Annotated in this window: 22 protein-coding genes and 1 pseudogene; 16 read left to right on the top strand and 7 right to left on the bottom strand. The window is 69.6% G+C overall.

Going from position 1 to position 25,674, the window contains the following annotated elements:
• Window positions 1-11: 11 nt before the first annotated feature.
• The 7 genes and pseudogenes from AB0I04_RS01620 to AB0I04_RS01590 all read left to right on the top strand — a co-directional run bounded on the left by AB0I04_RS01620 (window position 12) and on the right by AB0I04_RS01590 (window position 7,505).
• Window positions 12-119, top strand: coding sequence for a DUF397 domain-containing protein (locus AB0I04_RS01620; RefSeq protein ID WP_360877237.1), 108 nt, complete (start codon window positions 12-14; stop codon window positions 117-119).
• Between the two features lie 4 nt (window positions 120-123).
• The gene (locus tag AB0I04_RS01615) at window positions 124-957 is read left to right on the top strand and encodes an AraC family transcriptional regulator (RefSeq protein ID WP_360877234.1); all 834 of its coding nucleotides are present in this window, start codon (window positions 124-126) and stop codon (window positions 955-957) included.
• 87 nt (window positions 958-1,044) lie between these two features.
• Complete coding sequence (locus tag AB0I04_RS01610; RefSeq protein ID WP_360877231.1) at window positions 1,045-1,362, top strand: hypothetical protein; 318 nt, start codon at window positions 1,045-1,047, stop codon at window positions 1,360-1,362.
• A 95-nt stretch (window positions 1,363-1,457) separates the two neighbouring features.
• Window positions 1,458-1,583: pseudogene (locus AB0I04_RS01605) on the top strand (transposase); the annotation flags it as partial.
• A gap of 307 nt (window positions 1,584-1,890) precedes the next feature.
• Window positions 1,891-2,271, top strand: a complete 381-nt coding sequence (locus AB0I04_RS01600; protein ID WP_360877229.1) for a YbaB/EbfC family nucleoid-associated protein — start codon at window positions 1,891-1,893, stop codon at window positions 2,269-2,271.
• A gap of 3 nt (window positions 2,272-2,274) precedes the next feature.
• Complete coding sequence (locus AB0I04_RS01595; protein WP_360877226.1) at window positions 2,275-6,951, top strand: GH-E family nuclease; 4,677 nt, start codon at window positions 2,275-2,277, stop codon at window positions 6,949-6,951.
• 11 nt (window positions 6,952-6,962) lie between these two features.
• Window positions 6,963-7,505 (top strand): suppressor of fused domain protein, encoded by a 543-nt coding sequence (locus AB0I04_RS01590; protein WP_360877223.1) that lies wholly within the window; start codon window positions 6,963-6,965, stop codon window positions 7,503-7,505.
• 76 nt (window positions 7,506-7,581) lie between these two features.
• On the opposite strand, the gene AB0I04_RS01585 is transcribed toward AB0I04_RS01590, so the two are convergent.
• Complete coding sequence (locus AB0I04_RS01585; RefSeq protein WP_360877220.1) at window positions 7,582-9,747, bottom strand: WD40 repeat domain-containing protein; 2,166 nt, start codon at window positions 9,745-9,747, stop codon at window positions 7,582-7,584.
• Between the two features lie 316 nt (window positions 9,748-10,063).
• On the opposite strand from AB0I04_RS01585, the gene AB0I04_RS01580 reads away from it, so the two are divergent.
• Window positions 10,064-10,870: a YhjD/YihY/BrkB family envelope integrity protein gene (locus AB0I04_RS01580; RefSeq protein ID WP_360877217.1), complete on the top strand. Its 807-nt coding sequence runs from the start codon at window positions 10,064-10,066 to the stop codon at window positions 10,868-10,870.
• 7 nt (window positions 10,871-10,877) lie between these two features.
• On the opposite strand, the gene AB0I04_RS01575 is transcribed toward AB0I04_RS01580, so the two are convergent.
• Entirely contained in the window at window positions 10,878-11,765 is an 888-nt protein-coding gene (locus tag AB0I04_RS01575) for an RNA polymerase sigma-70 factor (protein ID WP_360877215.1), read from the bottom strand.
• Complete coding sequence (locus tag AB0I04_RS01570) at window positions 11,765-12,943, bottom strand: FAD-dependent oxidoreductase (protein ID WP_360877212.1); 1,179 nt, start codon at window positions 12,941-12,943, stop codon at window positions 11,765-11,767. The genes AB0I04_RS01575 and AB0I04_RS01570 overlap by 1 nt, the downstream gene beginning before the upstream one ends.
• 287 nt (window positions 12,944-13,230) lie before the next feature.
• Here AB0I04_RS01570 and AB0I04_RS01565 point away from each other — a divergent pair, with 287 nt between their 5' ends.
• Together AB0I04_RS01565 and AB0I04_RS01560 are read left to right on the top strand one after the other, a co-directional pair.
• The gene (locus AB0I04_RS01565; RefSeq protein WP_360877209.1) at window positions 13,231-13,710 is read left to right on the top strand and encodes an Rrf2 family transcriptional regulator; all 480 of its coding nucleotides are present in this window, start codon (window positions 13,231-13,233) and stop codon (window positions 13,708-13,710) included.
• 49 nt (window positions 13,711-13,759) lie between these two features.
• Complete coding sequence (locus tag AB0I04_RS01560; RefSeq protein WP_360877206.1) at window positions 13,760-15,004, top strand: MFS transporter; 1,245 nt, start codon at window positions 13,760-13,762, stop codon at window positions 15,002-15,004.
• Between the two features lie 47 nt (window positions 15,005-15,051).
• Here the strand turns inward: AB0I04_RS01560 and AB0I04_RS01555 are convergent, their stop codons facing one another.
• Window positions 15,052-16,185, bottom strand: a complete 1,134-nt coding sequence (locus AB0I04_RS01555) for a Dyp-type peroxidase (RefSeq protein WP_360877203.1) — start codon at window positions 16,183-16,185, stop codon at window positions 15,052-15,054.
• Between the two features lie 108 nt (window positions 16,186-16,293).
• Here AB0I04_RS01555 and AB0I04_RS01550 point away from each other — a divergent pair, with 108 nt between their 5' ends.
• The 3 genes from AB0I04_RS01550 to AB0I04_RS01540 all read left to right on the top strand — a co-directional run bounded on the left by AB0I04_RS01550 (window position 16,294) and on the right by AB0I04_RS01540 (window position 17,829).
• Window positions 16,294-16,563, top strand: a complete 270-nt coding sequence (locus tag AB0I04_RS01550) for a hypothetical protein (RefSeq protein WP_360877200.1) — start codon at window positions 16,294-16,296, stop codon at window positions 16,561-16,563.
• 380 nt (window positions 16,564-16,943) lie between these two features.
• Complete coding sequence (locus tag AB0I04_RS01545; protein WP_360877197.1) at window positions 16,944-17,339, top strand: hypothetical protein; 396 nt, start codon at window positions 16,944-16,946, stop codon at window positions 17,337-17,339.
• 34 nt (window positions 17,340-17,373) lie between these two features.
• A complete protein-coding gene (locus AB0I04_RS01540; RefSeq protein WP_360877195.1) occupies window positions 17,374-17,829 on the top strand; it encodes a hypothetical protein in 456 nt (151 codons plus the stop codon).
• 34 nt (window positions 17,830-17,863) lie between these two features.
• Here AB0I04_RS01540 and AB0I04_RS01535 read toward each other — a convergent pair whose 3' ends face one another.
• The 3 genes from AB0I04_RS01535 to larB form a co-directional block, all read right to left on the bottom strand.
• Window positions 17,864-18,919: a helix-turn-helix domain-containing protein gene (locus AB0I04_RS01535; protein WP_360877192.1), complete on the bottom strand. Its 1,056-nt coding sequence runs from the start codon at window positions 18,917-18,919 to the stop codon at window positions 17,864-17,866.
• Between the two features lie 184 nt (window positions 18,920-19,103).
• Window positions 19,104-20,297 (bottom strand): nickel pincer cofactor biosynthesis protein LarC, encoded by a 1,194-nt coding sequence (larC, locus tag AB0I04_RS01530; protein WP_360877190.1) that lies wholly within the window; start codon window positions 20,295-20,297, stop codon window positions 19,104-19,106.
• Window positions 20,298-20,465: 168 nt separating this feature from the next.
• The gene (larB, locus tag AB0I04_RS01525) at window positions 20,466-21,158 is read right to left on the bottom strand and encodes a nickel pincer cofactor biosynthesis protein LarB (protein WP_360877187.1); all 693 of its coding nucleotides are present in this window, start codon (window positions 21,156-21,158) and stop codon (window positions 20,466-20,468) included.
• Between the two features lie 30 nt (window positions 21,159-21,188).
• On the opposite strand from larB, the gene larE reads away from it, so the two are divergent.
• The 3 genes from larE to AB0I04_RS01510 all read left to right on the top strand — a co-directional run bounded on the left by larE (window position 21,189) and on the right by AB0I04_RS01510 (window position 25,654).
• Window positions 21,189-22,016 carry an ATP-dependent sacrificial sulfur transferase LarE gene (gene larE, locus AB0I04_RS01520; RefSeq protein WP_360877184.1) on the top strand — a complete coding sequence of 276 codons (828 nt, stop codon included), beginning with the start codon at window positions 21,189-21,191 and terminating at the stop codon, window positions 22,014-22,016.
• Window positions 22,017-22,175: 159 nt separating this feature from the next.
• Window positions 22,176-24,461: an HAD-IB family hydrolase gene (locus tag AB0I04_RS01515; RefSeq protein ID WP_360877181.1), complete on the top strand. Its 2,286-nt coding sequence runs from the start codon at window positions 22,176-22,178 to the stop codon at window positions 24,459-24,461.
• Window positions 24,458-25,654 (top strand): zinc-binding dehydrogenase, encoded by a 1,197-nt coding sequence (locus tag AB0I04_RS01510; protein ID WP_360877178.1) that lies wholly within the window; start codon window positions 24,458-24,460, stop codon window positions 25,652-25,654. Before AB0I04_RS01515 ends, AB0I04_RS01510 begins: the two co-directional genes overlap by 4 nt.
• The last annotated feature ends 20 nt before the right edge of the window (window positions 25,655-25,674 follow it).

The following is a 25,674-nucleotide window of genomic DNA, read 5'->3' as shown; positions in this document are numbered from 1 at the left end:
GGCGGCCGAAAATGGACTTTAGCTGCGCCGAATGGCGTAAGTCTGCCCGCAGCGGTGAGAACGGTGGCATGTGTGTCGAGGTGATCGTCTTCGAGGGCGTTCAGGTGGCGAGCTCTTAGGAGGATGGCAGAGCATCGTCGTTGCGGGCGCGCGGTCGTACCGATCGCGTCCGGGGATGGATTTTCGCTCGAGCAGGTAACGATTCGTGCCCAGGCCGAGTCGTGGTCCGATCCAGAAACGCCGGTCGGGCATCAGCTCACGCTCGTGCGGCGTGGCGTATTCCGGGCGCGGGTCGGCGGCCACACGCTCCTGGCGGATCCGACGATCGCCTACATCGGCGGCCCTGCCCAGGAGCAGAGCATCGCCCATCGGGTGGGGGCAGAGGACACCTGCACCGCCCTGGTGATGTCGGAGTCCTTCGTGGTCGAACTGACTCAAGGGGTGCCGGTACACCCCTCGGTTCTAGTTACCGGTGACCTCGCCGTCGCGCATCGCCTGCTGTCCGCCAGGGCACGCCGGTGCACCGATTCCTTCGAACTGGCCGAGATGACCATCCGGCTGGTGGGCCGGCTGCTCGCGACGCCGGCCCCGGTACAGCAGGCCACCAGGCGAGCGACGACTGCGACCGCGCAGCGAACGTTGGTGGACGCGGCAAGGGAACTGCTGACCGGCGACCCGAGCACGCTCGGGCTGCGGGAGATCGCACAGCGCCTTGGGTGCTCTCCCTACCACCTCAGCCGCATCTTCCGCCGCCAGACCGGGATGACCCTGACCGGATACCGCAACCGCATCCGCGTGCACATCGCGCTGGATGCGATCGAAGCGGGAAACACCGATCTGGCGGACCTGGCGGCCGACCTGGGCTTTGCCGACCACGCGCACCTGACCCGAACGGTTCGCGGCGAATGCGGCCACACCCCGCAAGCGCTGCGACGGCTTCTGGCGGCGCCGAACTGAGCAAAGATCTTCAAGCGTCGGCGTCGCGGCACGGCCGACACTCATCTGTGTCCGCCACCACCCCGGCAGCGCAGGAGACAGCCCGACATGATCGCTCGAGTGTGGCAAGCCCGGACCAGCGGCCCCGAGACCACCGAGAGGTATCGCCAGGTCTTCGAAGCGGAAGTCCTCGCAAACCTCCGTGGTATCGACGGTTTTCACGGTGCCTACCTGCTTGCCCGGCAAGACCGTGGATCGGCGCACATCAGGACCCTGACCCTGTTCGAGTCCATCGACGCCATCAAGCGATTCGCCGGCGACGATCACGAACGCGAGCACGTCACGTCGGCGGCCCGCGCTACATTGCTCGACTCGGATCCCGCCATCCGGCACTTCGACGTGCTCACCGCATTCCCTCAAGCCTGACCACGCTTGCCGGCCCAATCCAACTCAACTCTCGAACACGCTCTTAGACCGGCGTACATGGCGGTCCGGAGGGGGCCGGTCGGGACAACCTCAACACCCACCTCAGCGCTGCGATGCGCGCCTTCACCAACGCCCACCGCGACTGGCTGACCGTGGTGCGATTGCCTGCCTACGCTCCCGGCCTCAACCCCGTCGAAGGCCTGTGGGCTCAGATGCCGGCCGTCGCCCCCCGTAGATGATGCAGTGGGCCCGCCTTTGTACCGCCGGATCGCCGGGGAGCTCGCCGGCCTGGGCCGCAGCGTCGGCGCCACGGTCTGGAGAATCCTGCACAAGACGTCGCGTCCCGCGGCCACGTGGCGCAGATATTCGAGAACTCGTTGATCATCGTCGAATAATTCAAAAATCGTTGAAGAATTTAGCCATCGCTGAAGTGATTTCCCTCCCCAATCGATCGCCCACTACCCTCACCTGATCACCCGATTCACGCGGTTCTTCCAGCGCATCGGATTGATAGAAGGGGAGGATGACATGGAACGGCCCGTCCGCGACATGGCGGCGAATTTCAAACAGCGACTGGAGGAGTTGCAGCAACTCCAGCGGAACGTCGCCGACGTGAAGGCAACCGCACGGACGCGAAATGGCGACGTATGGGTGGAGGTCGGATCGCGCGGAAATCTGCGCGACATCCAGTTCTCACCACAGGCGTTGAAACGGATGAGCGCCCAGCAGCTGACGCATACGGTTCTGGCCCTGATAGCCGAGGCGAGCGAACAGGCAACAGACCAGGCGAAAGAAATGACTGCGGCCTTTTTGCCCGAGGAGATGGCCGATCGCCTTCGTGCTGGCGAACAAGATTTGATGGCATTCTTTCCAAAAGCTCCTCGCATCCTCGAATTTGACCAGGACTAGCCAATGAGTGCGCCGGATCATGAGGTCAGGTTCGACACGTGGACCAAGGCCGGGCGGGGGATGGACGGCGCGGCCGATACGCTGGCTTCGACGGTCGATACGTTGTGCCATGAGTTGGCTGGAGCCGGAGCGCCGTGGGGTCAGGACGATATCGGCCAGGCGTTCTTTAATGGCTCTGATGAGGCGTCCGGGTTCGGAGTGGCGCGGGATTCGGTGTTGTCGGCATTGGCCGATATGGTCAATTTGTTGCGGGCGACCGGCGGCAATCTGGTTATCAGTGGCAATAACGATCGGCTGGCCGAGGATGCCTCCACAATAGGCGCTGCGGTCCCCGAAGGCGCAGAGAGTAACGCGCTGGCGCAAACGAATCCCTACCGGCTGCCGCAGGTGAGTGAGAGTTTGGCGCGTTCGGATCCACCGCCGGGTGTGGTCCAGCAGATCTTGGGGTTCTTGGAGACGCTGGTCGGGGGAATCCAGTGGCCCGATGGGGATATGGACGGGCTGGAGCGGGTCAAGAATGCGTTCACCACCGCGGCAACCGCGATCTTGGGGGTGGCCCAGGACGTAGAGGGGCATTCCCGGACGGTGACCGCGAACAACGCGGGCGATGCGGTGGACGCATTCGCCACGTTCGCGGCGGCATTGCACGGTGGCGGCGAAGATGGGGGGTTGTTGTGGCTGGCCGGGATGTGTCAGTGGCTGGCCGACTCCGTCGATTTTTTGATGAGGCAAAAGGACGCTGCTCGGCTTCAGTTCGAGCTTTCGTGTGCGTTCTTGGTGTTGACCTGGGCTATCGCGTGGGCGATCTCGTGGATCACCGGTGGAGGCTCGGTTGCCGCCGCCGAGGCGACCACCGAGGTTGAAGGGTTCGCCCTCAGATCCTTCCTGAAGTCGATCGCAACGACGGTCGCCAAGGGGGCCGTGGTAGGTGCGTGGTTCGCCGGGGGCATGGATCTGGCCGGGCAGTACGCCCGCATCCACGAAGGCGTACAAAAGGACTTCGACGGTGACGAGTTCGCCCACGCCCTGGAGGAAGGTGCGATCGCCGGCGTGGTGATGGGCGGAGCCGGCGGTGCGGTCGCCGCCCGCAGCACACCCTTCACCACCAAACTCGCCGACTTGATGGCATCATCGGGCCTGGCCCGGGCAGGGTTCGCCGGGGTCACCGGTACCGCGGGCAACATCGCCGCCCAAGGCCTGGTCGAACACAAAGTCGATCTCGGCCAGGCGGCCGCCTTCGGGTTCGGTATGGCCGGTCTCGGGTACGCGGGCGAGGTCGGCAAACACATCCTTGGCCAAACAGCCGCCCCCGGCAATAGAGGCACGTCGACCGGCAGCGATATCCCCAACAATCGCGACTATCCCAATTACTCCGCCAAAGGTGTCGGCTACGACATCGAGGGCCAAGTCGTCGGCGATGGAACCGGCGGCCACACCGACTCTCCCGCTCGCATCGAGTCCGCCGGCCAGACGGACCTCGCCGACCACACCGACGCCGGCCACGGTGGGACCGTCGAAACCACGGACCGTCAACCCCACGCGGACTCCTCCTCTTACGACCCTGTCTCCACGCGAAGCGATTCGGCGGGAGGAACGGAAACCGCCGGTGACGGGGCCACAATGGCCGGATACCAGAACTCGATCGACGGCATCATCAACGAGAACCCCACTCATTCCAGTCCGGAAACCGGCACGGATGTCTACGCCGGCACGGATGTCCACGCCGGACCGAATGGCCAGATGGTCAACTCCCTCGGTGGGCATAGCCCGGACATCGGAGTCGTCGGCGACGACAGCCATCACGGCGGTGTCGGCATCACCGATGGCGGCGTCGAGCCCACGGCAGGCAACGGCTCAGACCCGGTCATCGTCCATCATCGCGACGGCACCACCGTCGTCGACGGCCAAGGCATCCACGCGCCCGCCGACGGTAAAGGCATCCACCCGCCCGCCGACGGTACCGGCGCTTCGGGCACCCCAGATCCCGGTCACGGCGGCAAGTCCGACTTGGCCGGCAACACCGGTGACACGCCGACCGCCCTCCAGGTCGAGCAGCCCCCGGCCGCCGGGTCGGTCGCGGAGCCGGCCGGCTCGGCGCAGAGGGACGTCCATGAGCCGTCTCCTCGGGATGTGCCGGTTACGGTGGTGCCTCTTGATCAGGGCGGCCGAGGCTCCGCGCCCCACGAGGGTGGATCGACGCGCACATCGGGCCGACCGGTCGAGTCGCGTTCACCTCAGACCTCGCGGTCCGAGGTCGACTACGGGACACGTCAGGACGAAAAGCCCGGTCACGCACACCCAACGCCGGGTTCCGAGCATCAGGACGGAGCGGTCGCAGCCGACCGATGGTCGGATGTGCCGGGCTTCGACCCGGGCCGTACGCGATCGGGGCCGCGGGAGGCGCATCCGATCCGCAGCGCCGATCTGAACCCCGATACGCGGCAGCCACTGATGCCGGCGTACGGCAAGGACACACTCGCCGTGCTCCGGGGCGAGCACGCGTACACGCTCACCGAGGGCGAGGCCCTGCAGGCATCCCAGTGGACACATCTCCGCGAAGACGCGACCGCGACGCCGGTCACCCGCGAGCATTACCCGTTCGAGGACGCCTCGAAGGTCGACGTACGACGCCTCGGCGTGACCGCCCAGGACGGCGGCGAGCGGTCCGTGACCGAGTTCACGGTCACGGTCCAGTACCACGCGGACCCGACGATGACATCGGAAGATGTCGTACGCGCCCAGTCGAACGTGCTGGATGCCGTGGACATCTACTACAACCACCAGCATCGGCTCGTGGACGGGTCGCAGCTTCACGTGCGCGTGGAGTTCGAGGAGGTCGGGCCGGCGGACGGCGCCGTACGGCTCCGTCCGGGCGATGGCATGGGCGAGGGTGAGCGGCCGGACATGCTCACCTTGTACGCCGACATGGACCCCGTCGCGATCGCGCATGAGGTCGGGCACCACCTCGATCTGCACGACGAGTACGCCGACCCCGGGCGACCCGGTGCCGAGACGCTCACCGCGCCAGGTGTTACGCGTGAGCCCAACCTGATGGGCGACGGCCTCCGCTCCTGGGCGGATCGGACGCTGATCGTGGATCACAATGGGCACCCGGTTCCCTCCACTGCGGGTCTCCGCGACCGCCATCTGATCGCCATGCAGGGGCTCGCCGACCGCGCCGCGCCCGGCGCGCCGGACGTCCACGGGGTCGCCGGCCCGGTGGTGCCGGTCGAGCACGCGGTCCGGGAGAGTCACCCGCTGGACCTGCCCGACCATGTGCGGGAGCTGCTCGACCGGGTCGGTGAGGATGGCCGTCCGGTGTTCCCGGCCGAGGGTCGCGATGCTCTCGAACACGCCGTACTGCTCGACCGGATGCACGTGCTGTTCGGCGATGAGGCTCGAACGGCCGCCCATCTCCGGTACACCGAAGCGCTCACCGACGCGGCCGGCCGGCTTTATGAGACGGCGCCGGACTACTCCTTCCGTGAACCCGACCTGCACGGGCTACGCCATCTCGCTGATGTCGTCGGCGCGTCTCCGGAGGGAGCTCTCCCTCATGCCGACCTCCTCCACGAGGTCGCCCATCAGACCCTCGGCCGGAACCCGACCCCGCGAGAGGTCGAGGCCCTGACCAGGCTCGCCGAACACCTGAACGACCGCATGGACGGCCGACGTCCACTCGAAAACCCCTCCGACGCCCTCCATCGCGCCGCGGCCGACCGGCTCGGTACCGCACCCGGCCCTGAGACCACCCGCCGGGCGATCGGCCAACTCGCCGCAGAGCACCCGCACGCGCCCGACCCGGGCGGCGAACACCCGGTACCGCGCATGGGCAAATACGAGCGCGATAAGAGGCAGAGAATTGATGCGGCCAATTCCGCAATGCGCGATTTCGAGGAGAGAATAGGCCGCCGCCTGTCCCCGCAGGAGAGACATAGGATGCGCCAGAACATCCACGATGATCTCGACGCAATAGAACGTGAGAAAAGATCGGATAGCAGTTGGCGGCCGGGTTACCGGAACAATACCCGGGCAGGCATCGAACGGCGGTATGATAAGAATGGAAACCTGGTCGACGCAAACACTGGGGAAATCATCCCGAAGGGGAGAGCGGACATTGGCCATAAGCCGGGGTACGAGTGGAAGGATTTTTACAGCCAGGCCAAGAAAATGAAGCTGACCGATGCACAGATTAGGGAGCTGGCACAGTACTCTGACGCCTATCACATGGAATTGGACACAAATAACCGAGGCCACAAATACGAGCAGGGAGGCGGCGCTAGCAAATTTCTCGAGGGTCACAAAAAGCATTCGGATGGAAGTGTTACCGTTAGAGGTCTTAGAATATATCCTGACGGCAAGGTGATTGACGCCGAAACCAAAAAGCCGATCAAGAAGAGCGACGTCCCCAAGAGCTGGAAGAGGGAGCAGAAGAAAGCCGAGGAGGCCGCAAAGAAGGAAATAGCCGAGACGAATAAGTACCTGAATAACGTGGCACAGAAATCCAATCCGACCGCGAAGGAACGAAAGGCGCTAGAGCTGCAGCAGCAGGCGAGCGAGAAGGCAAAGAAAGCCGAGAACGCCGTGTTCTTCAAAGGTTCCGCCCAAAAGGAGGCGATGGAAGCACAGCGGAAAGCCGACGAAGCCATTGAGAAGGCCAAAAAGAAGTGGTGGCAATGAGCACACCTTCCATGAGGCTCTATCTCGACCGTCTTAACGAATGGGCGGGCGACGAGCCGGAAAGTCACCTGGTGACACCCAGTGAGGCTGAACTGCCGGTGTTCACCTTCACCTACCGAGGCCAGTTCGGCGAGAACACGATATCGGGCTTCACCTACGGTCTCTCGCTGGTCCGGCATCCTGACTGGCGGTTGGGCAGCCCAGAACTCTTCATCAGCATGGACTCCGAAAATTTGAACTGGACGCTTGCCGCCGGCTATGTCGCCACCGCATGGAGAGGCCAGAAGCGGTACAGCGCCGGAGATGCCTTCGATCTCGGCGATCCGATCAGCCCGAATGAGTCCGAAATGTCGGTACTACTCCTCTTCCTGGCCACCGACCTGGATCCGGAGTTCACCCGCATAGAACTTCCGGACCGCGTTATCAACATTGTTCAGCTTTATCCCATGTATGAGTCCGAGATGCCGCTGCTCGAAGAAAAGGGTCCGGCCGAATTTCTTTCTACGGAAGACGTGGACTTCCACGACCCGCGGCGCCGACCACTGAGCCACTGACCCGGACCATCGTCGTTGACCGCAATACATCCCGCGGAAGCGGTGCGTGTCTCAACGGATCACCGACCGCTCGTCATCACCACGCGTCGATCGTCGTCAGGCCCTGTGCGCCCGCGGCCTGGAGGCGGTCGTCGACGAAGGCCACCGCCAGTGGTGTCTGCGGGACCTTGACCTCGCCGATGAGTTCGCCCGCCGGCAGGCGCCAGAGCCGTACGGCACCGTCCTCAGCCGCGACCGCCAGATCGTTCTCCTCGAAGCACAGCGCCCGGATCGGTCCGTCGTTGCCGGGCAGCAGCGCGACCTGCGCACCGCTGGTGGCGTCCCACACCCGCACGCCCCCGTCGTAGCTCGCCGAGGCGAGCAGGCCATCGCCGAACGCCAGCACGTACACCGGATACATGTGGCCATGGATCGCCAGCAACGGCCAGCCGGACACGGCGTCCCACGTCCGGACGACCCGGTCATAGCCGCCGGAAGCAATCACGAGGCGCCCGCCGACACGGCCGGTCGCAACGGCGGCGATACCTCCCGTGTGGCCGCGCAGCCGTGCCCGTGGCGTGCCGGAGAGCGCGTCCCACGTTCGCACCGTGGCGTCCGCGCTTCCGGAGATCAGAAGGTCTTCGGCGAACGCCAGAGACAGGACCGGCGCGGTATGCGGGGTCGGGACCTGAAGCTCGTCGCCGCTGCCGACGTCGTGGACCCGCACCGTGCCGTTGTCCGTACCGGAGATGAGACCATCCGGCCCGAAAGCGATCGCGCTGATCGCTCCGTCGGACGCGGGCACCGCACGGACGAGCGCTCCGTCGCTCCAGATCCGTAGGGAGCCGTCCTTGTAACCGGCGGCGACGACTCGCGGGCCCGTGGCCACGCAGCTCGGGACGAGCGGTTCAGCGGCCACCGTCGCGATCGGAGCACCGCTGAGAGCAGCCCAGAGCCGCACGCCGCCGTCCATTCCCGCTGTGACGACGGCCGGTTCGTCATCGACTGACATGGATCCGATGCCAGTGAGCCAGCCGCTGTCCGCCGACCAGTCGGCCAGCGGCTCGCCGGTGGTCGCATCCCACGTGCGGACGGTGCCGTCCAGCGAGCATGAGCCGACCATCAGGTGGCCACCGGCCATGGTCAGCACGACGCCGGTAACGCTGTCGGTGTGCCCCGCCAACGTGTGGAGCTCACGCTCGCCACTCAGGTCCCACAGCCGCACGACACCGTCCGCACCACCGGACGCCACCAGTGCACGATCCCCGTCACCGGCCATCGCGACCGCGTTGACCCAGCCGGTGTGACCGCGCAGCGTGCCGACGATGCGGCGGTCGGCGCCATCCCACACACGGACAACGCCGTCATCGGCGCCCGCGCAGATGAGGTCGCGCTCCGCGATCCGGGCGTGGCAGACACTCGTGAGCCCACCCTCACGGACCGAGATGGTGCCGAGATCGGCAGCAGTGTCAGCGGCCCATATCCGGATATCGCCGTCATCGCCCGCCGACAGCGCGACCGGGCGGCCGGCGATCTCGGCCGCCGCCACTCCGCTTACCGGCCCGCGATGGCCGGCCCTGGCATGCAGCGCTCGGCCCGTACGCACGTCGTACACCCTGATCACGCGGTCGTCGCCGGCCGAGGCGAGAAGGTCGCCTTCGCCGGCGGCAAGGGCGGCGGCACGAACCGGCGCTGGTACAGGAATGGACGGCCCAAGAGGCGTTCGGTCGGGAAGCGAAGAAAGCGTGATGTCGTCCTGAACGACCGCGAGTGCGGGACGTCGGCCGATGGTGCCGAACGCCGCCGCACCGGACACGATGCTCGCCGACTCGGAGCGTTCGGTCTCGCTCACCCGCCGGTGAACGACCCGCGGAAGCTCATCGGCGGTGGACCGTACGGCCCCGCCACTCACCTGGCGTACGAGCGCGTCGAGAATCCCGAAGACATCGAGAATGGCCGGCTCGGTCGTATCGTTCCAGGCGAACACCAACTCCCCGACGGGCTCGACGATGAGCTCCCGGCGCGCGGCGCCCGGTGGGATCGGGGCGGGCGTGATCGTCGGGAAGCCGGATCGACTCAGCATGTCGAGGATCTGTGGCCACAGCACTCGTTCGAGCCTCGCGGTCCACCTCCGCAGCCCCGTGACGTCGCGATGATCCAGCCGCGCGCTGCCGTCGGGCCGCACGGTCAGTTCGAAGCGCCCCAACGCGTCGGCAGGGGAACCCGAACGGTAGAGGATCCCGACGACGCCTCCGTCGGCCATACGGTCATCCTTCCCCGGCTCGATCGCGCACCATAATTGCCGCTGAGCATTAGCGTCCGCCGCCGTTAATGAATGTCACACGTATGAGCGATCCGATTGTTCCTTCTTGGGCGCGTTGACGATCAGACGATACAGACGCGGCGACGGCTCCGGCCGACATTTCATCATTCATCGAAGCGTCCGTTTACCTTCCGCGGGGAAGAGATGCAGCCCCAGGGGAAAGCCTGCGGGAGGGCCCATTCTCAAACACGCGCTTAGACTGGTGTACATGGCGGGCCGGAGGGGGCCGGTCGGTTCGCGTGGCGGGCGGGGGCGCATGCGCGTGTGGCTCTCTGGCCTGGGACGACGGGGTCGGGCGGCCGTCCAACGCCTCAGGGCGGGTGAGCCGGGCAGGCTGTGGAGTCGGCTGAACGCGGTCGACTTCTACGGCAACTCGTTCCAGTTGGCCGCGCTCGCGATCTTGTGCTTCTTTCCCTTCCTCATCGTCGTCACCGCCGCGGCCGGTCGTGACGCCGCGGCGGTCGTCGCGGGCTGGCTGGGCTTGAACCGGCAGGCGGCGGAGGATGTGGCGGCCCTCTTCAAGCCCGGCCAGGGCTCCGGCTCGCTGACGGTCGCGAGCGCCTGCGTGCTGGTCATCGGGGCCATGGCCGTCGCCGGCACCCTGCAACGGTGGTACGAGAGGGTCTTCGACGTTCGCGGCCGAGGGTGGCGGGACATCGCCGCCCAGTTCTCCTGGATCGCGGCGCTGCTCGCGTACGGGGCCGTGCAGGCCACGGCCGGCAGGGCGCTCGGCCCGGCCGGCGGGCCGGTGCTGCAGGGTCTCTTCGCCTTCGCACTGGCGACGCTCTTCTGGTGGGCGAGCATGAAGATGCTGCTCATGGGTGCGGTGAGCTGGCGCGCTCTCTTCCCCGCCGCCCTGGCCACCGGCGTGTGCTGGATGGGTCTGGGGGTGTTCTCCGCGCACTTCTTCTCCGCGGCGATCATCGAGAATGAGCAGAGCTACGGTCCCATCGGCGTCATCATGATCATCTTGTCGTGGCTGGTGGCCATGGGGGTGGTCATCCACCTCGGATCGATCGTCGGCCGGATGTACGTCGAGCGACGTTCCCGTCCGCCGGGATGATGCCGGGTCAGGCGGTGTCCTGGGCGATCGCCGGGAGCTTGTCCGGGTTGGCGATCAGGTGGATCGCACTGATCCCCCGGCCGTCGGGGTCGATATCGACGGTGGCCACCGTGATGGGAACGCCGGCGAGGTGCACGAGGACCGCCGGCCCGCCGTTCGCCTCGACGAGGCGGAACTCCGATCCCGGCGGCACGTCCCCCGCGACCGCCGCGAAGAATCGGGCGACCTTGTCCGCTCCCTCGACCGGGCGACGCGGCGCGCGTACCTTACCGCCGCCGTCCGACCAGAGCGTCACGTCGGGGGCGAGGACCTCCATGAGGGCGTTCAGGTCACCGCCGACGGCCGCCTCCAGGAACCGCTCGGTGGCCCGCCGGCGCACCTGACGATCGGGTTCGAAGCGCGGCCGCCGCGCCTCGACGTGGCGGCGTGCCCGGTGCGCGAGCTGCCGTACCGACTCCTCCGAACGGTCCAGGACGCGGGCGATCTCCGCGTGGTCGAAGCCGAACGCCTCCCGCAGGACGAACACCGAACGTTCCAGCGGCGACAGGGTCTCCAGCACGACGAGCATCGCCATGGACACCGAGTCGGCGAGCGCGGCCTCCTCGGCCACGTCCGGGGCGGTGAGCAGGGGCTCGGGCAGCCAGGTGCCGACGTACACCTCGCGGGCGGCCTTCTCTCGGCGCAGCCGGTCGATGGCCGCCCGGGTGGTGAGTTTGACCAGGTAGGCACGGGGCTCGGTGACCGTGGACCGGTCGACGCGGCTCCAGCGGAGCCATGCCTCCTGAAGGGTGTCCTCCGCCGCGGCGACGCTGCCGAGCATGCGGTACGCCACCGAGAACAGCAGCGTCCGATGCCCCTCGAAGACGTCGTCGCCGGACGTCGGCTCGTCCGGCATCAGGACACCGGGGCGGGCTCGGCGGGCCGGGCGGCCGTCCGGCGGCGCGGCGTGTAGGGGCCGGGGTGCCGGAACACCACCTTCGCGGAATCGAGCACGATGTTCTTGTACCAGACCGCGAGCCGTCCCGTCAGGACCCATCGGCTCGGGGTCTGGTCGGCGCGCAGGAACTGGATGAAGGCGTCACGGCGGCCGAGGCTGACGCACTCGTGGAAGTAGCGGAACCGGAACGAACGCGGCGTCCTCCCGGCCAGGCGGTCGGCGATCGCGTCCGCGGCGCACGGCGCGGTGAAGCTTCCGGTCCGGCAGCCGTACGCCAGCGCCGCGCCCCAGGGGCCGGGTACGGCGGCGGCGTCGCCGATGGCGTACACGTCCGGGTGGGACACGGACCGCAGCGTCTCGTCGACCACGATCCGTCCCTGGTCGTCCACGGCGAGCCCGGCGTCCCGGGCCAGGGACGGCACGGTGAAGCCGCCGGCCCAGACGCACAGGTCGTACGGGACTCGCCGGTCCCCGTCCAGCACGAGCGTGTCCTCTGCGACCTGCCTGACCTCGGCACCGGCGAGGACCTCGACGCCGAGCCGGTCGAAGGCCCGGCGCAGGTACCGCCGTGCCCTCGGGGCCTGCCACGCCCCGGGCTCGGTCCGGGAGGCGAGGAGAACCCGCAGGTCGGGACGGGACTCGGCCAGCTCCGCCGCCATCTCGATGCCGCACAGCCCGCCGCCGCACACCGCGACCGTGGAGCCGGGTGACGCCGTCGCCAGCGCCTCGTTCAGGCGTTCCGCGGATCCGGCGTCGGAGAGGGTGTGCGCGTGAGCGGCGACGCCCGGCACGGCGCGTACGTCGACGGTGCTGCCGAGTGCGTACACGAGCACGTCGTAGCCGAGCGTGCGCTCGCCGCCCCGCGCCTGGACGCGGACCCGGCGGCCGGCGAGATCGAGGTCGCCGATCCGGCCGACGGTCAGGCTCCCGCCTCGGGGCCCGCCGACCAGGTCGGCCAGGGGCAGCTCGCGGAGCCGCTGTCCGGTGGCCGTCTGGTGCAGGCGCGGCCGTTCGACGAACGACGGCGACGCGCTCACGACGGTCACGTCGGCGGTATCGCCGAGCCCGTTGATGAGCCGCCGTGCGGCCGGCAGTCCCGCGTATCCGGCACCGAGTACGACGATCCGGGTTGTCATGGTGGTCCTCCTCACGGTGACGTGACGCCTGGAAGGCGCCCTCACCGATGTAGGCGGAACGACCCCCGCCGAACGTGACATGCGTTCCGCGGATTTCCGGCTCCGGGTCGGATCCAGCCCCTCCGGACCGCCTCGGTGCCCGGTTGGAACCGGGTGTCGACGCCAAGACGGGAGGCGATCGCCTTCCTGCGAAGCAGTGCCCGTGCCACACCTGCCGTCTGGGTGGTTTTCGTGGCTTTTACGTAAGAGGCTGGTTACCGGCAATCTGGACGGGTAATGTCCAGGTTATGCGGATGGGGGAAGGCGTCGAGTGGGGCCTGCACTGCTGTCTGGCCCTGGCGTGGATCGGCGGTGAGGAGCCGCTGTCGACGGCGAAGCTGGCGGCGTGGTTCGGGCTGCCGCCCGCGTACCTGAACAAGCGGCTCCAGGCGCTGGTCCGGGCGGGCGTGCTGACCTCGACCGCCGGCGCGCGCGGCGGGTTCCGGCTCGCCCGGCCCCCGGAGAAGATCACGCTGATGGACGTCGTGTCCGCGATCGAGGGTCCGGATGAGGCGTTCCGCTGCGCGGAGATCCGGCAGCGGGGCGCGGGGGCGGAGGCACCCGCGAGCGACTTCCAGCGCGCGTGCGGTGTCTCCGTCGCGATGCGCCGCGCAGAGCTGGCGTGGCGGCGGGAGCTCGCCTCCCAGACGCTCGCCGACCTGATGGCGAAGGCGCCGCCGTCGGCCGGCGCCCGCGCCCGGCGCTGGCACGAACGCGTCAACGGCTGACCCGAGTCCCCGGGAGACGGTCCCGGGCCGACTTGGAAGGAGAATCTGGATGTTGAATGTCCTGAATCGGCCCCGTACGGCAGAGGTGACGAGGCCGGGTGGCCTGGGCCCGACGCTCGTCCTTGCGCTGGGCACCTTCGCCGTCGGCACGGACGCCTTCATCGTCGCCGGGTTCCTGCCGTCCATGGCCAGTGCGCTGCACGTCTCCACCGGAGCGGCGGGCCAGTCGGTCACGGTGTTCGCCGTCGCGTACGCCGTCCTCGCCCCCGTGCTGGCCACCCTGACCGCGCGGCTGCCCCGACGCATGTTGCTGGTCGGGGCGCTCGTCGTGCTGGGCGTCGCCAACCTGGCCTCGGCGCTCGCACCGAACCTGCCCCTGCTGATCGCGAGCCGGGTGCTGGCGGCGGCCGGGGCCGCGGTCTACACGCCCGGAGCCGGGGCGGTCAGCGCGGCGCTGGTCCGCGCGGAGCTGCGGGCGCGCGCCCTCGCCGTCGTCGTCGGCGGCCTGACCGTCGCCACCGCACTCGGGGTGCCGCTCGGCGACCTGGCCGGACACTGGCTGGGCTGGCGTACGGCGCTCGGCCTGGTGGCCGCGCTCTCTCTGGTGGCGGCGGCCGGGGTGTTCTGGATCATGCCGGTGCTGCCGGGCGGACCGCGGGTGCCGCTGCGGGCCCGGCTCGGCCTGCTGCGCCGGCCGGCGGTGGCGGCGGTGCTGCCGCTCACCGTCCTCGGCATGGCGGCGAGCTACACCGTGTACGCGTACAGCGTCCCGGCGCTGCGGAGCGTCGGGGTGCCCGAGGGCTCCACGGTCCTGATGCTGTTCTTGTACGGCGCGGGCGCCGTGGCCGGCAACCTGGTCTCCGGCTACGCCACCGACCGGTGGGGCCCGACACGCGTGCTGAACGGCGGCTACCTCGCCATGGCCGTCGCCCTGGCGGCCCTCGGGATCAGCGCCGCCACCGGCGTCACGTCGCCGGTGATCGCCGGGGTGCTCGTGCTGCTGTGGGGCGCGAGCACGTGGACGCAGACGCCCGCGCAGCAGCACCGCCTCATCGCCGCCGCTCCCCAGGAGGCCCCGCTCGTCGTCTCGCTGAACGCCTCATCGATCTACATCGGCATCGGAGCCGGAACCGCCGCCGGAGGTGCGGTCCTCGGAGCGGGCCCGTCCGTGATGTACGGGCTGGCCACCGCGGTCGCGGTCCTCGCGCTGGTGTTCCTGCGCTGGACGACCCGGGCCAGGCGCGGATGGCGCCCCGTCCCCGCGCCGAGGAGTGTCAGCGACGCCGCACGCTGATGGCCGGCAGTACCGGTCCGCGTCGTAAATCGGCTCCTCCTCCGGCGTCAGCGCGGCGACAGGCCCGCCGCGGCCATGAGCGAATGTCCGAGGTAGTCGCCTCCGCCGGGCAGGACGTAGAAGTAGCCGCCGCCCACCGGCAGGACGTACTTGTCGAGCGCCTCGCCGGTCAGCCTGCGCTGTACGGTCGCGAAGCCGCGTTCGAGGTCCTGCTGGAAACAGATGAAGACGAGCCCCTCGTCGGCGTGGCCGGCGCTGTCACGGCCGCGCCGGTAGGAGTACCCCCGGCGCAGGATGCGGTTGTCCTCCGTTCCCGGGGTACGCGGGTTCGCTCGCCGGATGTGGGAGTCCAGCGGGATCACCTGGCCGTTCGGGTCGCCGCGATAGTCGAACGCCGCGTTCTCTCGCCCGTACCCGAGCGGCGCGCCGTCGTTCTTGCGGCGCCCGAAGACCTTCTCCTGCTCGGCGACCGTCTCGGTGTTCCACAGGTCCGTCGCGAGCCGGATGATCCGCACGACCTGATACGTGCCGCCGACGGCCCAGTCCGGCTCGCCGCCGCCCGGCTGCACCCACACCAGCCGGTCCATCTCCGCCTGGTCGCGGACGTCCGGGTTGCCGGAGCCCTCGCGGAACCCGAACAGGTCGCGGGTGCTCGGCCGCCCGTCCGCCGTGAGGGTGTTCTCGCCGCGGAATCCTTCGACCTGCCACCGCGTTCGCAGCCCGCCCCGCGTCGCCGCCCGCAGGTCCGCCATCACCTTCCGCGCGGTCTCCACGCGGTCGGCGCAGACCTGGATCAACAGATCCCCATGGCACTGCGCGGGATCCAGCGTGTCATTCGGAAACGCCGGCATGGTCGACAGGCGCTGCGGCCGGAGTCGCCGCAGCCCGAACCGGTCGAAGAGCGAGGCCCCGACGGCCACGGTGACCGTGGCACCCTGCCGGTCGACGACGGCGGTTCGCGTGCTCAGGCCTTTCAGCAGGACGGCCAAGCGGTCCTTGCTCGACGCCATGACGTCACACGCCGTCATGATCACCGTGGTGGCCGGAAGGGTGGTGATTCCAGGTTGTTCCTCACCGCTCTCCGCGGCCGGTCGTCGCCGGAGGCGCGTCCCGCCGCCGGCGCCGGGGCCGGGGTCGTTCTCACACCCCCCTGTGGCGAGCGCGGAAAGCCCGGTCAGCATCACGCTGCGCCGCGAGAGGAGCCGCGCATGACTCGCTACGCGCCGCATTGATGCAGTCGCTCCCAATCGGGCTCGGCGAGGGTGATCTTCTCCCCATTCCGGTACCACGTGACCGAGTTCCAGTCCCTCTTCCCCATTCGAACGTTGAACCCGAGTCTTCCCATCTCCCAGTTGGTCCCTTCCCGAGCGATCAAGGACATCAAGGTCGGCGACAAGGTCCTCGCCACGGATCCGGAGACGGGCCGCACCGAGGCGCGCCGCGTCGACACCCTGATCACGGGCGACGGCGACAAGAAACTCGTCGAGATTGCGGGAGCCGTCGGCCATCAGGACCGGTGTGTCCCCGGTGAAGTTGTTGGGCACACCAAGATCCCTTGACCATGTCCGCCTCCCGAGATCATGACTGATCAAGAACACACCTCCCGAGACGGGGCGGCATCGACTTTCAATCCGGGCTTAATGACCGAGCTCAGCGATGGGAGCCATGGGCGGGCCGGACTCGTCATTCCCCGCGCTTCGAGCCAGGTGGTCGAGGGGCGTCGGCAGATGAGTCGTGCGGACGGTCCGGCGGCGATCGCCGTGCTCCGTGATGGTCACCCGAGCCGGTTGACGCGCACGGATCCGTGGGTGACCTGCGGATTTCAGCACCTGATGAATGTGGGCGACGTCGGCCGCCGGTACTACGCAGGGTTTGTGTGTCCGAAGCCACGCGGCGGCCGCATCGGCCGACCGCGGCATCGCCACCGAAGGAGGCACCGATGCCAGCGATTCGCAGGTTCCTCAAGGCAACCTCGGCGATCGCCATCGCCGGCCCGTTGTTCGCCCTGTCCCCGACGGCCCACGCCCAGCAGGGAAACACCGTGTCGCCGGCGTATGCGAAGGCCTATGTGAACACCTACGCACAGGCACCCAGCCACTATTCACCGTCCGATCTCTCCGCACAGGCCGGATGGCTCTACCCCGGGAACAACTACTTCTACTGCCAGTACAACAATCCCGACGACGAGACCTACTATCACGGCCACAAGAACCATTGGTGGGCCAAGACCGATGACGACTCGGGCAACACCAACGTGTGGATCAGCGAGGTCTACATGACGCCGGGCCAGGACGACCAGCCCGCGGTTCCGTTCTCCGTGCTGCCGCTGTGCTGAGCGCCGTACCGATCTGGACGAAAGGTGGCAGTTGATGACTGCGAAGAGAGCGGCAACCGTCCTGACCATGACGTTGGTCGCCGGGCTGAGCGCGGCTCCGGCGGCGAACGCGCGGCAGTCCGCGCAAGAGGCCCCCAGAACGGTGGCCGCCCAGCCCGTGCGACCCGCGATCCCTTTTCAATGCAATATGCATGGCAATAACTGGTGCGCGCATGTCACCGCGATCGACTCGGGATCCTACCTGGCGCTCCACCGGAAACCGGACTACGAACACGGCACCGTATCCGGCGTGCAATATCACAACGGCGACACCGTGGGACTGATCTGCTGGACGACCGGAGACCCGGACGCCGACGGAAACGGTGACACTTACTGGTTCGACGTGACGGACCAGAACTACAACTACGGCTACGTCAACGACTGGTATCTGACCACCGGCGGCTACAACGACTGGCACGGCCACGTCCCCGAGTGCGGGCCGATCGTCTGAGGCGGCCGACCCCGGAGCCGTGCCGGATCGATCTCTAGAGCAGGCCGGTCTCGGCACGAGGGCCGGGACCGGGCCGGTCCCCCGGCTCACGCTGGGCCAGCAGCGCCGACCCCAGGGCCGTCAGCACGTGGATCGTGCGGTTGGCCTGTCGCCGACTGGTGATCAGGCCGGCTTCGCGGAGCGTCGTCGCGTGCTGGCTGGCCCCGGCCGCGGAGATGCCGACATGCTCGGCGAGTTCGCCGGTCGTCAATCCGACGATCGTCGCCTGGAGCACCGCGGCGCGGGTCGGCCCGAGCAGTCGCCCCAGCGCCGCGTCGGCGCGGCCGGAGGAGGGGCCTGAGGCGAGCCATTGGAGATCGTGTTCGACCGGGTAGACGAGGGTCGGCGGGAGTTCGGGATCGGCGAACGAGACCGGATATCTCCAGCAGAAATAGGACGGGACGAGAAGCACTCCGCGTCCGTCGAGATACAACTCCTTGTCGACCGGATAGTCCGCCTCCAACACCGGCGCTCGCCAGCGCATATGGGGTGCGAAACCGCCCAGGACCGCGCCGATCCCCCCTTCTCGTAACTGCCGGGCCCGCAGCGCCCGATCGGTGTGGACGCGGGATCTGATGTCGGCCCAGTACGGCCGCAGAGCGGCCTCATGGTAGATCCGGAGGGTCTCGGCGAATTCCGACAGCGTTCGGGTGCCGCGCCCGGCCAGAGCGCTCACCCAGGATGACGCGTCGTTCTCGTTGCCCAGCCGCTCCAACTCCGCGGCGATGCGCCGGGACGGGGCGCCGCACACGGCCTCGAGCCCGGCCTCAAGGCCGAGCAGGCCCTCAGGCGGAGTGAGGAAATCGGGAAAGTAGCCCGTCTCGGGCACGACGGAGAACAACCGCTCGCGCACCGCGCCGACCGCTCCGCGCCGGTACAGGTCGCCCCGTACCCGCCGCCGCCACTCGCCGAACACCGCCCGCCCGGCACGTCCCCGCAGGATGTGCAGGCTGAGCACGGTCTCCCACATCGCGTCAGGGACGTCGACCAAATGAGTCCGAGCGAGGTCCTCGGTGGTGAAGTGAATTCTCAGGATCCCCCGATGTCGCATCGCGTTCCCCCGTGCGAACGTTTTCCCGGGCCCTTGAAGTGTAAACCGAGCAAAACCCCGAAAACATGGGCAGAACGCGGGAACGGCGTGTGCAGTTCATCAAAAATCGAGCATCGCCGGCGTCCGGTCGGCCGTCATCACCCTGGAGTGCCGGACGGTCCCACGGCGATTCGTCCCGGATCGATCACGGACGGCCCTGAGCGGCGGCCCGGGCCTCGGCCAGCACCTCTTTCACGGGACGGCCCACAACCTCCGCGGCGGCGCGGACGTCGTCGTACTCCGGCTGCGCCGTCACGACCTCACCGTTCAGCAGGCCGCGCTTGACGCCGACCGTCGCGCCCCCGGTCACCGGCACGACGATCTGGTCACGCTCGAGGGAACGGCGCTCGACCGGCGAGACCCGCACACCGAGCGTCGTCGTCTGCTCGAAGATCACGCGGCACACGGCGTCGAGCCGCTGCGGGTCCACCAGGACGCTCAGCACCTGACCGGGACGGCCCTTGCGCATCAGCGCGGGCGAGCACCACGCGTCGGCGGCTCCGGCCGACCGCAGGGCCTCCAGCACGTCCGGCCACAGCCGGGGATCGAGGTCGTCGACGGTGGTGTCCACGCGGCGCATCTCCGCCGTCGCCCAGCCGGACGCGTCGGCCGCCTCCCCGATCAGCACGCGCAGGACGTTCGGGTGACCGTCGGGGTCGGCGCGGCCGGCGCCGGTGCCGGTGGCGCGCGGGACGCAGTCCGGCGCGGGGCCCCAGCCGGTGGCGAGCGTGGCGAGCAGCGCGGCGCCCGTCGGGGTGCACAGCTCCATCGCGGCGGGATGCGAGCGCAGCGGCGCACCGGCCTCGGTGAGCAGTTCGAGGACGGCGGGGACCGGGACGGGCAGCGGCCCATGGGCGGCGCGGACGACGCCGGAGCCGGCCGCGACCGGCGACACGACGCGGGTCGCGGTGCCGAGCAGGCCGAGGTCATGGAGGGCGAGCGCGCACCCGGTGACGTCCGCGATGGCGTCGAGCGCCCCGACCTCGTGGAAGTGGATCTCCGAGACGTCCACGCCGTGCACCCGGGCCTCCGCGCGGGCGAGCCGCTGGAAGACGGCCAGGGCGAACTCCCTCGCCTCCTCCGGCAGGGCGGCGGCCGTGAGGATCGCGGTGACGTCCGCGAGGTTCCGGGAGACGTCGCTGTGCGGGGCCCGGACCTCGGCGTACCGGGCGCGCAGCCCGTGCCGGCGCACCTGGGTCACCTCGACGTCCACGGGCTCGACGGCGAGACCGCGCAGGCCCGACCGTACGGCCTCGAGGTCGGCGCCGGCGTCCACCAGCGCCGCGAGCAGCATGTCGCCCGCCGCGCCGTTGCCCGCGTCGACCCACAGCGTCCTCATCGGGCGGCCTTCCCTTCGCGGGCGGCGCACGACAGCGGCCGTCCGACCCACATCAGACGGCCCGCGTCGACCCACAGCGTCCTCATCGGGCGGCCTTCCCTTCGCGGGCGGCGCACGACAGCGGCCGTCTGACCCACATCAGACGGCCCGCGTCGACGCACCGGGTTTTCATCCGGCCGCCTTCGCGGTGCGGCGGGCGATGCGGGCGGCGGCGACGCCGGCGCCGAAGCCGTTGTCGACGTTGACCGAGACGACACCGGGGGCACAGCTGTTCACCGTGGCCAGCCAGGCGGTGACGCCCTCGAGGTTCCAGCCGTAGCCGACGCTGGTCGGCACGGCGATCAAGGGCGCGCCGACGAGCCCGCCGAGCACCGAGGGCAGGGCGGCCTCCATGCCGGCGACCGCGACGACGACGTCGGCCTCGGCGATCCGGTCGCGCTGGGCCAGGAGCCGGTGGATGCCCGCCACGCCGACGTCGACGATCTCGTCGGGCTCGGCCCCGAAGACGCGTACGGTCGCCGCGCACTCGCGGACGACGGGCAGGTCGGAGGTGCCCGCGGCGACCACCGCGACGGTGCCCCGGGTCTCGGTCGTCCCCAGGACCGCCGTGCGGCCGACGGAATCGATCTCGGCCGCCGGCAGCCGCTCGGTGCACGCGGCGATCGCCTCGTCCGACAGCCGGGTGGCGAGCACGGCGCGGTCGGGGTGCGCCTCGTGCAGCGCGCGCAGCGCGGTGACGATCTGCTCGGGCGTCTTGCCCTGGCCGAACACCACCTCCGGATCGCCGGTCCGGGCGGCCCGGTCGACGTCGAGCCGCGCGAAGCCGAGATCGGTTACGCCGTTCGGCTGGGATACCGTCATGAGAGTCGTTCCTCAACGGATCGGGGTTGCATGGTGGACGTGGTGGTCCTCTCCGACGAACTGCTGACCGAGATGGCAGGCTACGGCAGAACGCTGGTGGCGTTCTCCGGCGGCGTGGACTCCAGTGTCGTACTCGCGGCGGCGGCCCGCGCGCTCGGCCCCCATCAGGTGGCGGCCGTCACCGCGGTGTCGCCCTCCCTGCCGTCCGCCGAGCTGGACGCGGCGCGGGAGCTCTGCGCGGATCTGGGCGTGACCCATCACACGCCGGCCACCTCCGAGCTGGAGGTTCCCGGATACCGGGAGAACGGCCCGCAGCGCTGCTACTTCTGCAAGAGCGTCCTGCTCGACACGGCGAACGCCCTCGCCGACCACCTGGGGTACTCCACGATCACGACCGGCACGAACGCCTCGGACGTGGTCGCCGGGTTCCGGCCCGGCATCCGCGCCGCCGCCGAGCGCGGGGCCCGTACGCCACTGGCCGACCTGGGCCTGGACAAGGCGGCGGTGCGGGCCATCGCCCGCCACTGGGACCTGCCGGTGTGGGACAAGCCGGCCGCGGCCTGCATGGCGAGCCGCGTCGCATACGGCATCGAGGTGACCTCCGCTCGGCTGGCGCGGATCGAGCGGGCCGAGACGGCCGTCCGCGCGCTGTTCGGCGGCACGGCCCGCGACCTGCGCGTCCGCGACCTCGGTGACGCCGTGCGCCTGGAGGTCGACCCGCAGCTCGTCGAGCGGGCTCGGGGCGACCAGGCGGTGAGCGCGGCGATCCGCGAGGCCGGGTTCGCCGCCACGCCGATCCGCATTGAGGTGTTCCGGTCCGGTTCCATGAACGACGCGCTCGCCGCCTCGGATCGCTGACGCGGACCGGACGGTGAGATGTGCACGGTGAGAGATGTGCACGACATGAACAACGGGTGACGCGCCCGGCCGTTTGAGCGGTGCCGGTGAACCGTTAGGGTTTCCCCTGTCAGTTTGCGGCCGGGACGGCTCATGCCCAGGATCGGAGAAGAACAGCGGATGGCGCCAGACCGACCTCACGAGTTCCCGTCCCTCGGTGACTCTCACGTCCTGCTGACCGGCGCCACCGGGTTCCTCGGGCAGGCGACGCTGGAGAAGCTGCTGTCGGCCCACCCGGGCGTGCGCGTGTCGGTGCTGATCCGGCCGCGCGGCGGCACGTCCGCCCAGCGCCGCTTCGACGGGCTGCTGCGCAAGCCGGTCTTCCGCCCGCTGCGCGAGCGGATCGGCGAGGAAGAGCTGCGCCGCATCGCCGCGGAGCGGGTCAACGTGATCGAGGGCGATCTCGGCGAGGTGACACTGCCCGCCGACATCGACGTGGTGATCCACGGCGCGTCGACGGTGTCCTTCGACCCGCCGATCGACGAGGCGTTCCGTACGAACGTCGCCGGCGTCGTCACCCTGTACGAGGCGCTGCACAAGTCGGGCGCCGACCCGCACGTCGTCCACGTCTCCACCGCCTACGTCGCCGGCGTCCGCAAGGGCGTCGTGCCGGAGGCCCGGCTGGACCACACCGTGGACTGGCGCACCGAGATGGCCGAGGCGCTGGCGTCCCGGGCCGACGTCGAGCGCGACTCGCGGCGGCCCGAGGTGCTGCGCAAGTCGGTGGCGCGGGCGCAGAGCGAGCACCGCAAGGCCGGCCCGCAGTCGGTGGTCGCGGCCGCCGAGGAGGCCCGCCAGGAGTGGGTGACCGACCGGCTCGTCGACTACGGCCGGTCGCGGGCGCAGAGCCTCGGCTGGCCCGACGTCTACACCTTCACCAAGGCCCAGGGCGAGCGCGCCGCCGAGGAGCTGTGGGGCGAGCGGCGGCTGTCGATCGTCCGCCCGGCGATCGTGGAGAGCTCGCTGCGCCACCCGTACCCCGGCTGGATCGACGGCTACAAGATGGCCGACCCGCTGATCATCGCGTACGGGCGCGGCGTCCTGCCGGAGTTCCCCGGCCTGCCCGACAGCGTCGTCGACATCATCCCGGTCGACCTGGTCGTGAACGCCACCATCGCCGTCGCGGCCACGCCGCCCGAGCGCGGTGAGACCGGCTACTTCCACATCGGCTCCGGCTCGCGCAACCCGCTGTCCTTCCGCGGCCTGTACGAGAACGTCCGCGACTACTTCCGGCGGCATCCGATGCCGGCCGGCGAGCGCGGCCACATCCGTGTGCCGCAGTGGCGCTTCCCCGGCAGCCGGCAGGTCGAGATGATGCTGAGCAGCGGCGAGCGCGCCACCTCGGCGGCCGAGCGGGCGCTGCTGCGGCTGCCGGCCTCGGCCAAGACCCGCGACTGGATGACGGCGGTCCACCGGCAGCAGACCAACCTCGACTTCCTGCGCCGCTACTCCGACCTGTACCAGGCCTACACCAAGGCCGAGGTCATCTACGACGACGCCCGCACGCACGCGCTCCACCGGACCGTGCCGCCCGAGCGGGTCGAGGAGTACGGCTTCGACCCGTCGATCATCGACTGGGAGTACTACCTCCAGGAGGTGCACTCCCCCAGCGTCACCGAGCTGATGCGCGGCTTCTCCAAGGGCCGCGGCGGCGGCCGCAAGAGCGCCGACCCGGCGCTGCCCGAGCGCACCGACATCGCGGCGGTGTTCGACCTCGAGGGCACGATCATCGCCTCGAACCTCATCGAGTCGTACCTGTGGGCGCGGCTGTCGTCGACGCCGCGATCGCAGTGGGGTGGCGAGCTCGCCGACCTGGCCCGCTCGCTCCCCAAATACCTGCGGGCCGAGCGGCGCGACCGGGGCGACTTCGTCCGCGCCTTCCTGCGCCGCTACCAGGGCGCCGACGTCGCCGAGCTGCGCGCGCTGGTCGACGACGTCCTCGGCGAGGCGGTGCTGCAGCGGGTCATGCCGGAGGCGGTCCGCAAGATCCGGGCGCACCGCGCGGCCGGCCACAAGACGATCCTCATCACCGGCACGATCGACGTGTTCGTCGAGCCGCTCGCCTCGCTGTTCGACGAGGTCGTCGCCAGCCGCATGCACGAGCGCGACGGCGTGCTGACGGGCTACCTCGACGCGCCGCCGCTGGTCGACGAGGCTCGCGCCGCCTGGCTGCTCCGCCACGCCGAGGAGACCGGCCTGGACCTGTCGCAGTCGTACGCCTACGCGGACAGCTACTCCGACCGGCCGCTGCTGGAGGCCGTGGGCAACCCGGCGGCGGTCAACCCGGACCCGTCGCTGTACCGCCATGCCAAGCGCAAGCACTGGCGCATCCATGAGTGGGGCGCCCATACCCGTGGACGGGGCGACGTGCTGATCGACACCGTGGGAGCGAGGACCGCCCGATGATCCTCGCGCTCGAGTACCACCGCTCGCCGGGCCGGTTCGTGGCCGCCCGGGGCCTGACCTCCACCCGTGTGGGGAGCCGGCTGAGCGGCATGGTCGCCGGGAACGTCGCGCCGCTGCGCCTGGTCAACCGCCAGGCCCCGGAGCTGCCCGGTGAGGGCTGGACCCGCGTGACGCCGATCCTGACCGGCATCTGCGGCTCCGACCTGAGCCTGCTGACCGGCCACTCCTCGCCGTACCTGTCGCCGATGACGTCGATGCCGTTCGTGCCCGGCCACGAGATCGTCGGCCGGACCCTGGACGAGCTGCCCGGCATCCCGAAGGGCAGCCGCGTCGTCATCGACCCGGTCCTGTCGTGCGCCGTGCGCGGCATGGAGCCCTGCCGCTGGTGCGCCGCCGGGCAGCAGAGCCGCTGCGACCACATCACGGCCGGCCGCATCTCCGCCGGGATCCAGACCGGCACCTGCGCCGACACCGGCGGCGGCTGGAGCCGCCAGATGGTCGCGCACGAGAGCCAGCTGCACGTGGTGCCCGACGACCTGCCCGACGAGCGGGCGGTCCTCGCCGAGCCCCTCGCCTGCGCGATCCACTCGGTGCGGCGCGTGCCGATCGAGCCGAACTCCACGGCCGTGGTCGTCGGCGCGGGCACCGTCGGGCTGCTCACCCTGCTGGCGCTGCGCGAGCTGACCCAGGTCGGCGCGGTGTACGTCATCGCCAAGCACGGGCACCAGAAGGAGAAGGCCAAGGCGCTCGGCGCGACCGCCGTCATCGAGCCCCGCAAGGCCGTACGCGCGCTGCGGCGCGTCACCACCGCGCGGATGCACACGCCGGAGATGGGCGCGGACTTCCTGCTCGGCGGCGTCGACACCGTCTTCGAGTGCACCGGCGGCGCCAGCGGCCTCGACACCTCGCTGCGGCTGGCCCGCGCCGGGGGTACCGTCGTGATGTCGGGCATGCCGTCCGGTGGCGTCGACCTGACGCCGCTGTGGTTCCGCGAGCTGGAGCTGGTCGGGGCGTACTGCTCCGGTTCGGACGGGGCCGACTTCGCCGACGCGCTCCGGCTCGCCGGCTCGGCTCCGCTGGACGGCTACGTCGGCACCACCTACCCTCTCGCCCGCTGGCGGGAGGCCCTGAACCACGCGGCCGACTCCGGGCGGCTCGGTACCGTGAAAGTCGCCTTCGACCTCGCCCGCTAGGGTTCGGAAAGGAAAGGTTT

Source organism: Actinoallomurus sp. NPDC050550, from assembly GCF_040655075.1.
Lineage (GTDB): Bacteria > Actinomycetota > Actinomycetes > Streptosporangiales > Streptosporangiaceae > Actinoallomurus.
This window is presented reverse-complemented; position numbering and strand designations above follow the sequence as displayed.

Excerpts from the sequence above, each read along its gene's own strand:
- larE (WP_360877184.1), top strand. The coding sequence starts at position 21,189 with ATGGTGGACGTGGTGGTCCTCTCCGACGAACTGCTGACCGAGATGGCA.
- AB0I04_RS01620 (WP_360877237.1), top strand. The coding sequence starts at position 12 with ATGGACTTTAGCTGCGCCGAATGGCGTAAGTCTGCCCGCAGCGGTGAG.
- AB0I04_RS01570 (WP_360877212.1), bottom strand. The coding sequence starts at position 12,943 with ATGACAACCCGGATCGTCGTACTCGGTGCCGGATACGCGGGACTGCCG.
- AB0I04_RS01590 (WP_360877223.1), top strand. The coding sequence starts at position 6,963 with ATGAGGCTCTATCTCGACCGTCTTAACGAATGGGCGGGCGACGAGCCG.
- AB0I04_RS01585 (WP_360877220.1), bottom strand. The coding sequence starts at position 9,747 with ATGGCCGACGGAGGCGTCGTCGGGATCCTCTACCGTTCGGGTTCCCCT.
- larC (WP_360877190.1), bottom strand. The coding sequence starts at position 20,297 with ATGAGGACGCTGTGGGTCGACGCGGGCAACGGCGCGGCGGGCGACATG.
- AB0I04_RS01580 (WP_360877217.1), top strand. The coding sequence starts at position 10,064 with ATGCGCGTGTGGCTCTCTGGCCTGGGACGACGGGGTCGGGCGGCCGTC.
- AB0I04_RS01595 (WP_360877226.1), top strand. The coding sequence starts at position 2,275 with ATGAGTGCGCCGGATCATGAGGTCAGGTTCGACACGTGGACCAAGGCC.
- AB0I04_RS01560 (WP_360877206.1), top strand. The coding sequence starts at position 13,760 with ATGTTGAATGTCCTGAATCGGCCCCGTACGGCAGAGGTGACGAGGCCG.
- AB0I04_RS01610 (WP_360877231.1), top strand. The coding sequence starts at position 1,045 with ATGATCGCTCGAGTGTGGCAAGCCCGGACCAGCGGCCCCGAGACCACC.
- AB0I04_RS01575 (WP_360877215.1), bottom strand. The coding sequence starts at position 11,765 with ATGCCGGACGAGCCGACGTCCGGCGACGACGTCTTCGAGGGGCATCGG.
- AB0I04_RS01615 (WP_360877234.1), top strand. The coding sequence starts at position 124 with ATGGCAGAGCATCGTCGTTGCGGGCGCGCGGTCGTACCGATCGCGTCC.
- AB0I04_RS01540 (WP_360877195.1), top strand. The coding sequence starts at position 17,374 with ATGACTGCGAAGAGAGCGGCAACCGTCCTGACCATGACGTTGGTCGCC.
- AB0I04_RS01565 (WP_360877209.1), top strand. The coding sequence starts at position 13,231 with ATGCGGATGGGGGAAGGCGTCGAGTGGGGCCTGCACTGCTGTCTGGCC.
- AB0I04_RS01600 (WP_360877229.1), top strand. The coding sequence starts at position 1,891 with ATGGAACGGCCCGTCCGCGACATGGCGGCGAATTTCAAACAGCGACTG.
- AB0I04_RS01510 (WP_360877178.1), top strand. The coding sequence starts at position 24,458 with ATGATCCTCGCGCTCGAGTACCACCGCTCGCCGGGCCGGTTCGTGGCC.
- AB0I04_RS01515 (WP_360877181.1), top strand. The coding sequence starts at position 22,176 with ATGGCGCCAGACCGACCTCACGAGTTCCCGTCCCTCGGTGACTCTCAC.
- AB0I04_RS01555 (WP_360877203.1), bottom strand. The coding sequence starts at position 16,185 with ATGCTGACCGGGCTTTCCGCGCTCGCCACAGGGGGGTGTGAGAACGAC.
- AB0I04_RS01535 (WP_360877192.1), bottom strand. The coding sequence starts at position 18,919 with ATGCGACATCGGGGGATCCTGAGAATTCACTTCACCACCGAGGACCTC.
- AB0I04_RS01545 (WP_360877197.1), top strand. The coding sequence starts at position 16,944 with ATGCCAGCGATTCGCAGGTTCCTCAAGGCAACCTCGGCGATCGCCATC.
- larB (WP_360877187.1), bottom strand. The coding sequence starts at position 21,158 with ATGACGGTATCCCAGCCGAACGGCGTAACCGATCTCGGCTTCGCGCGG.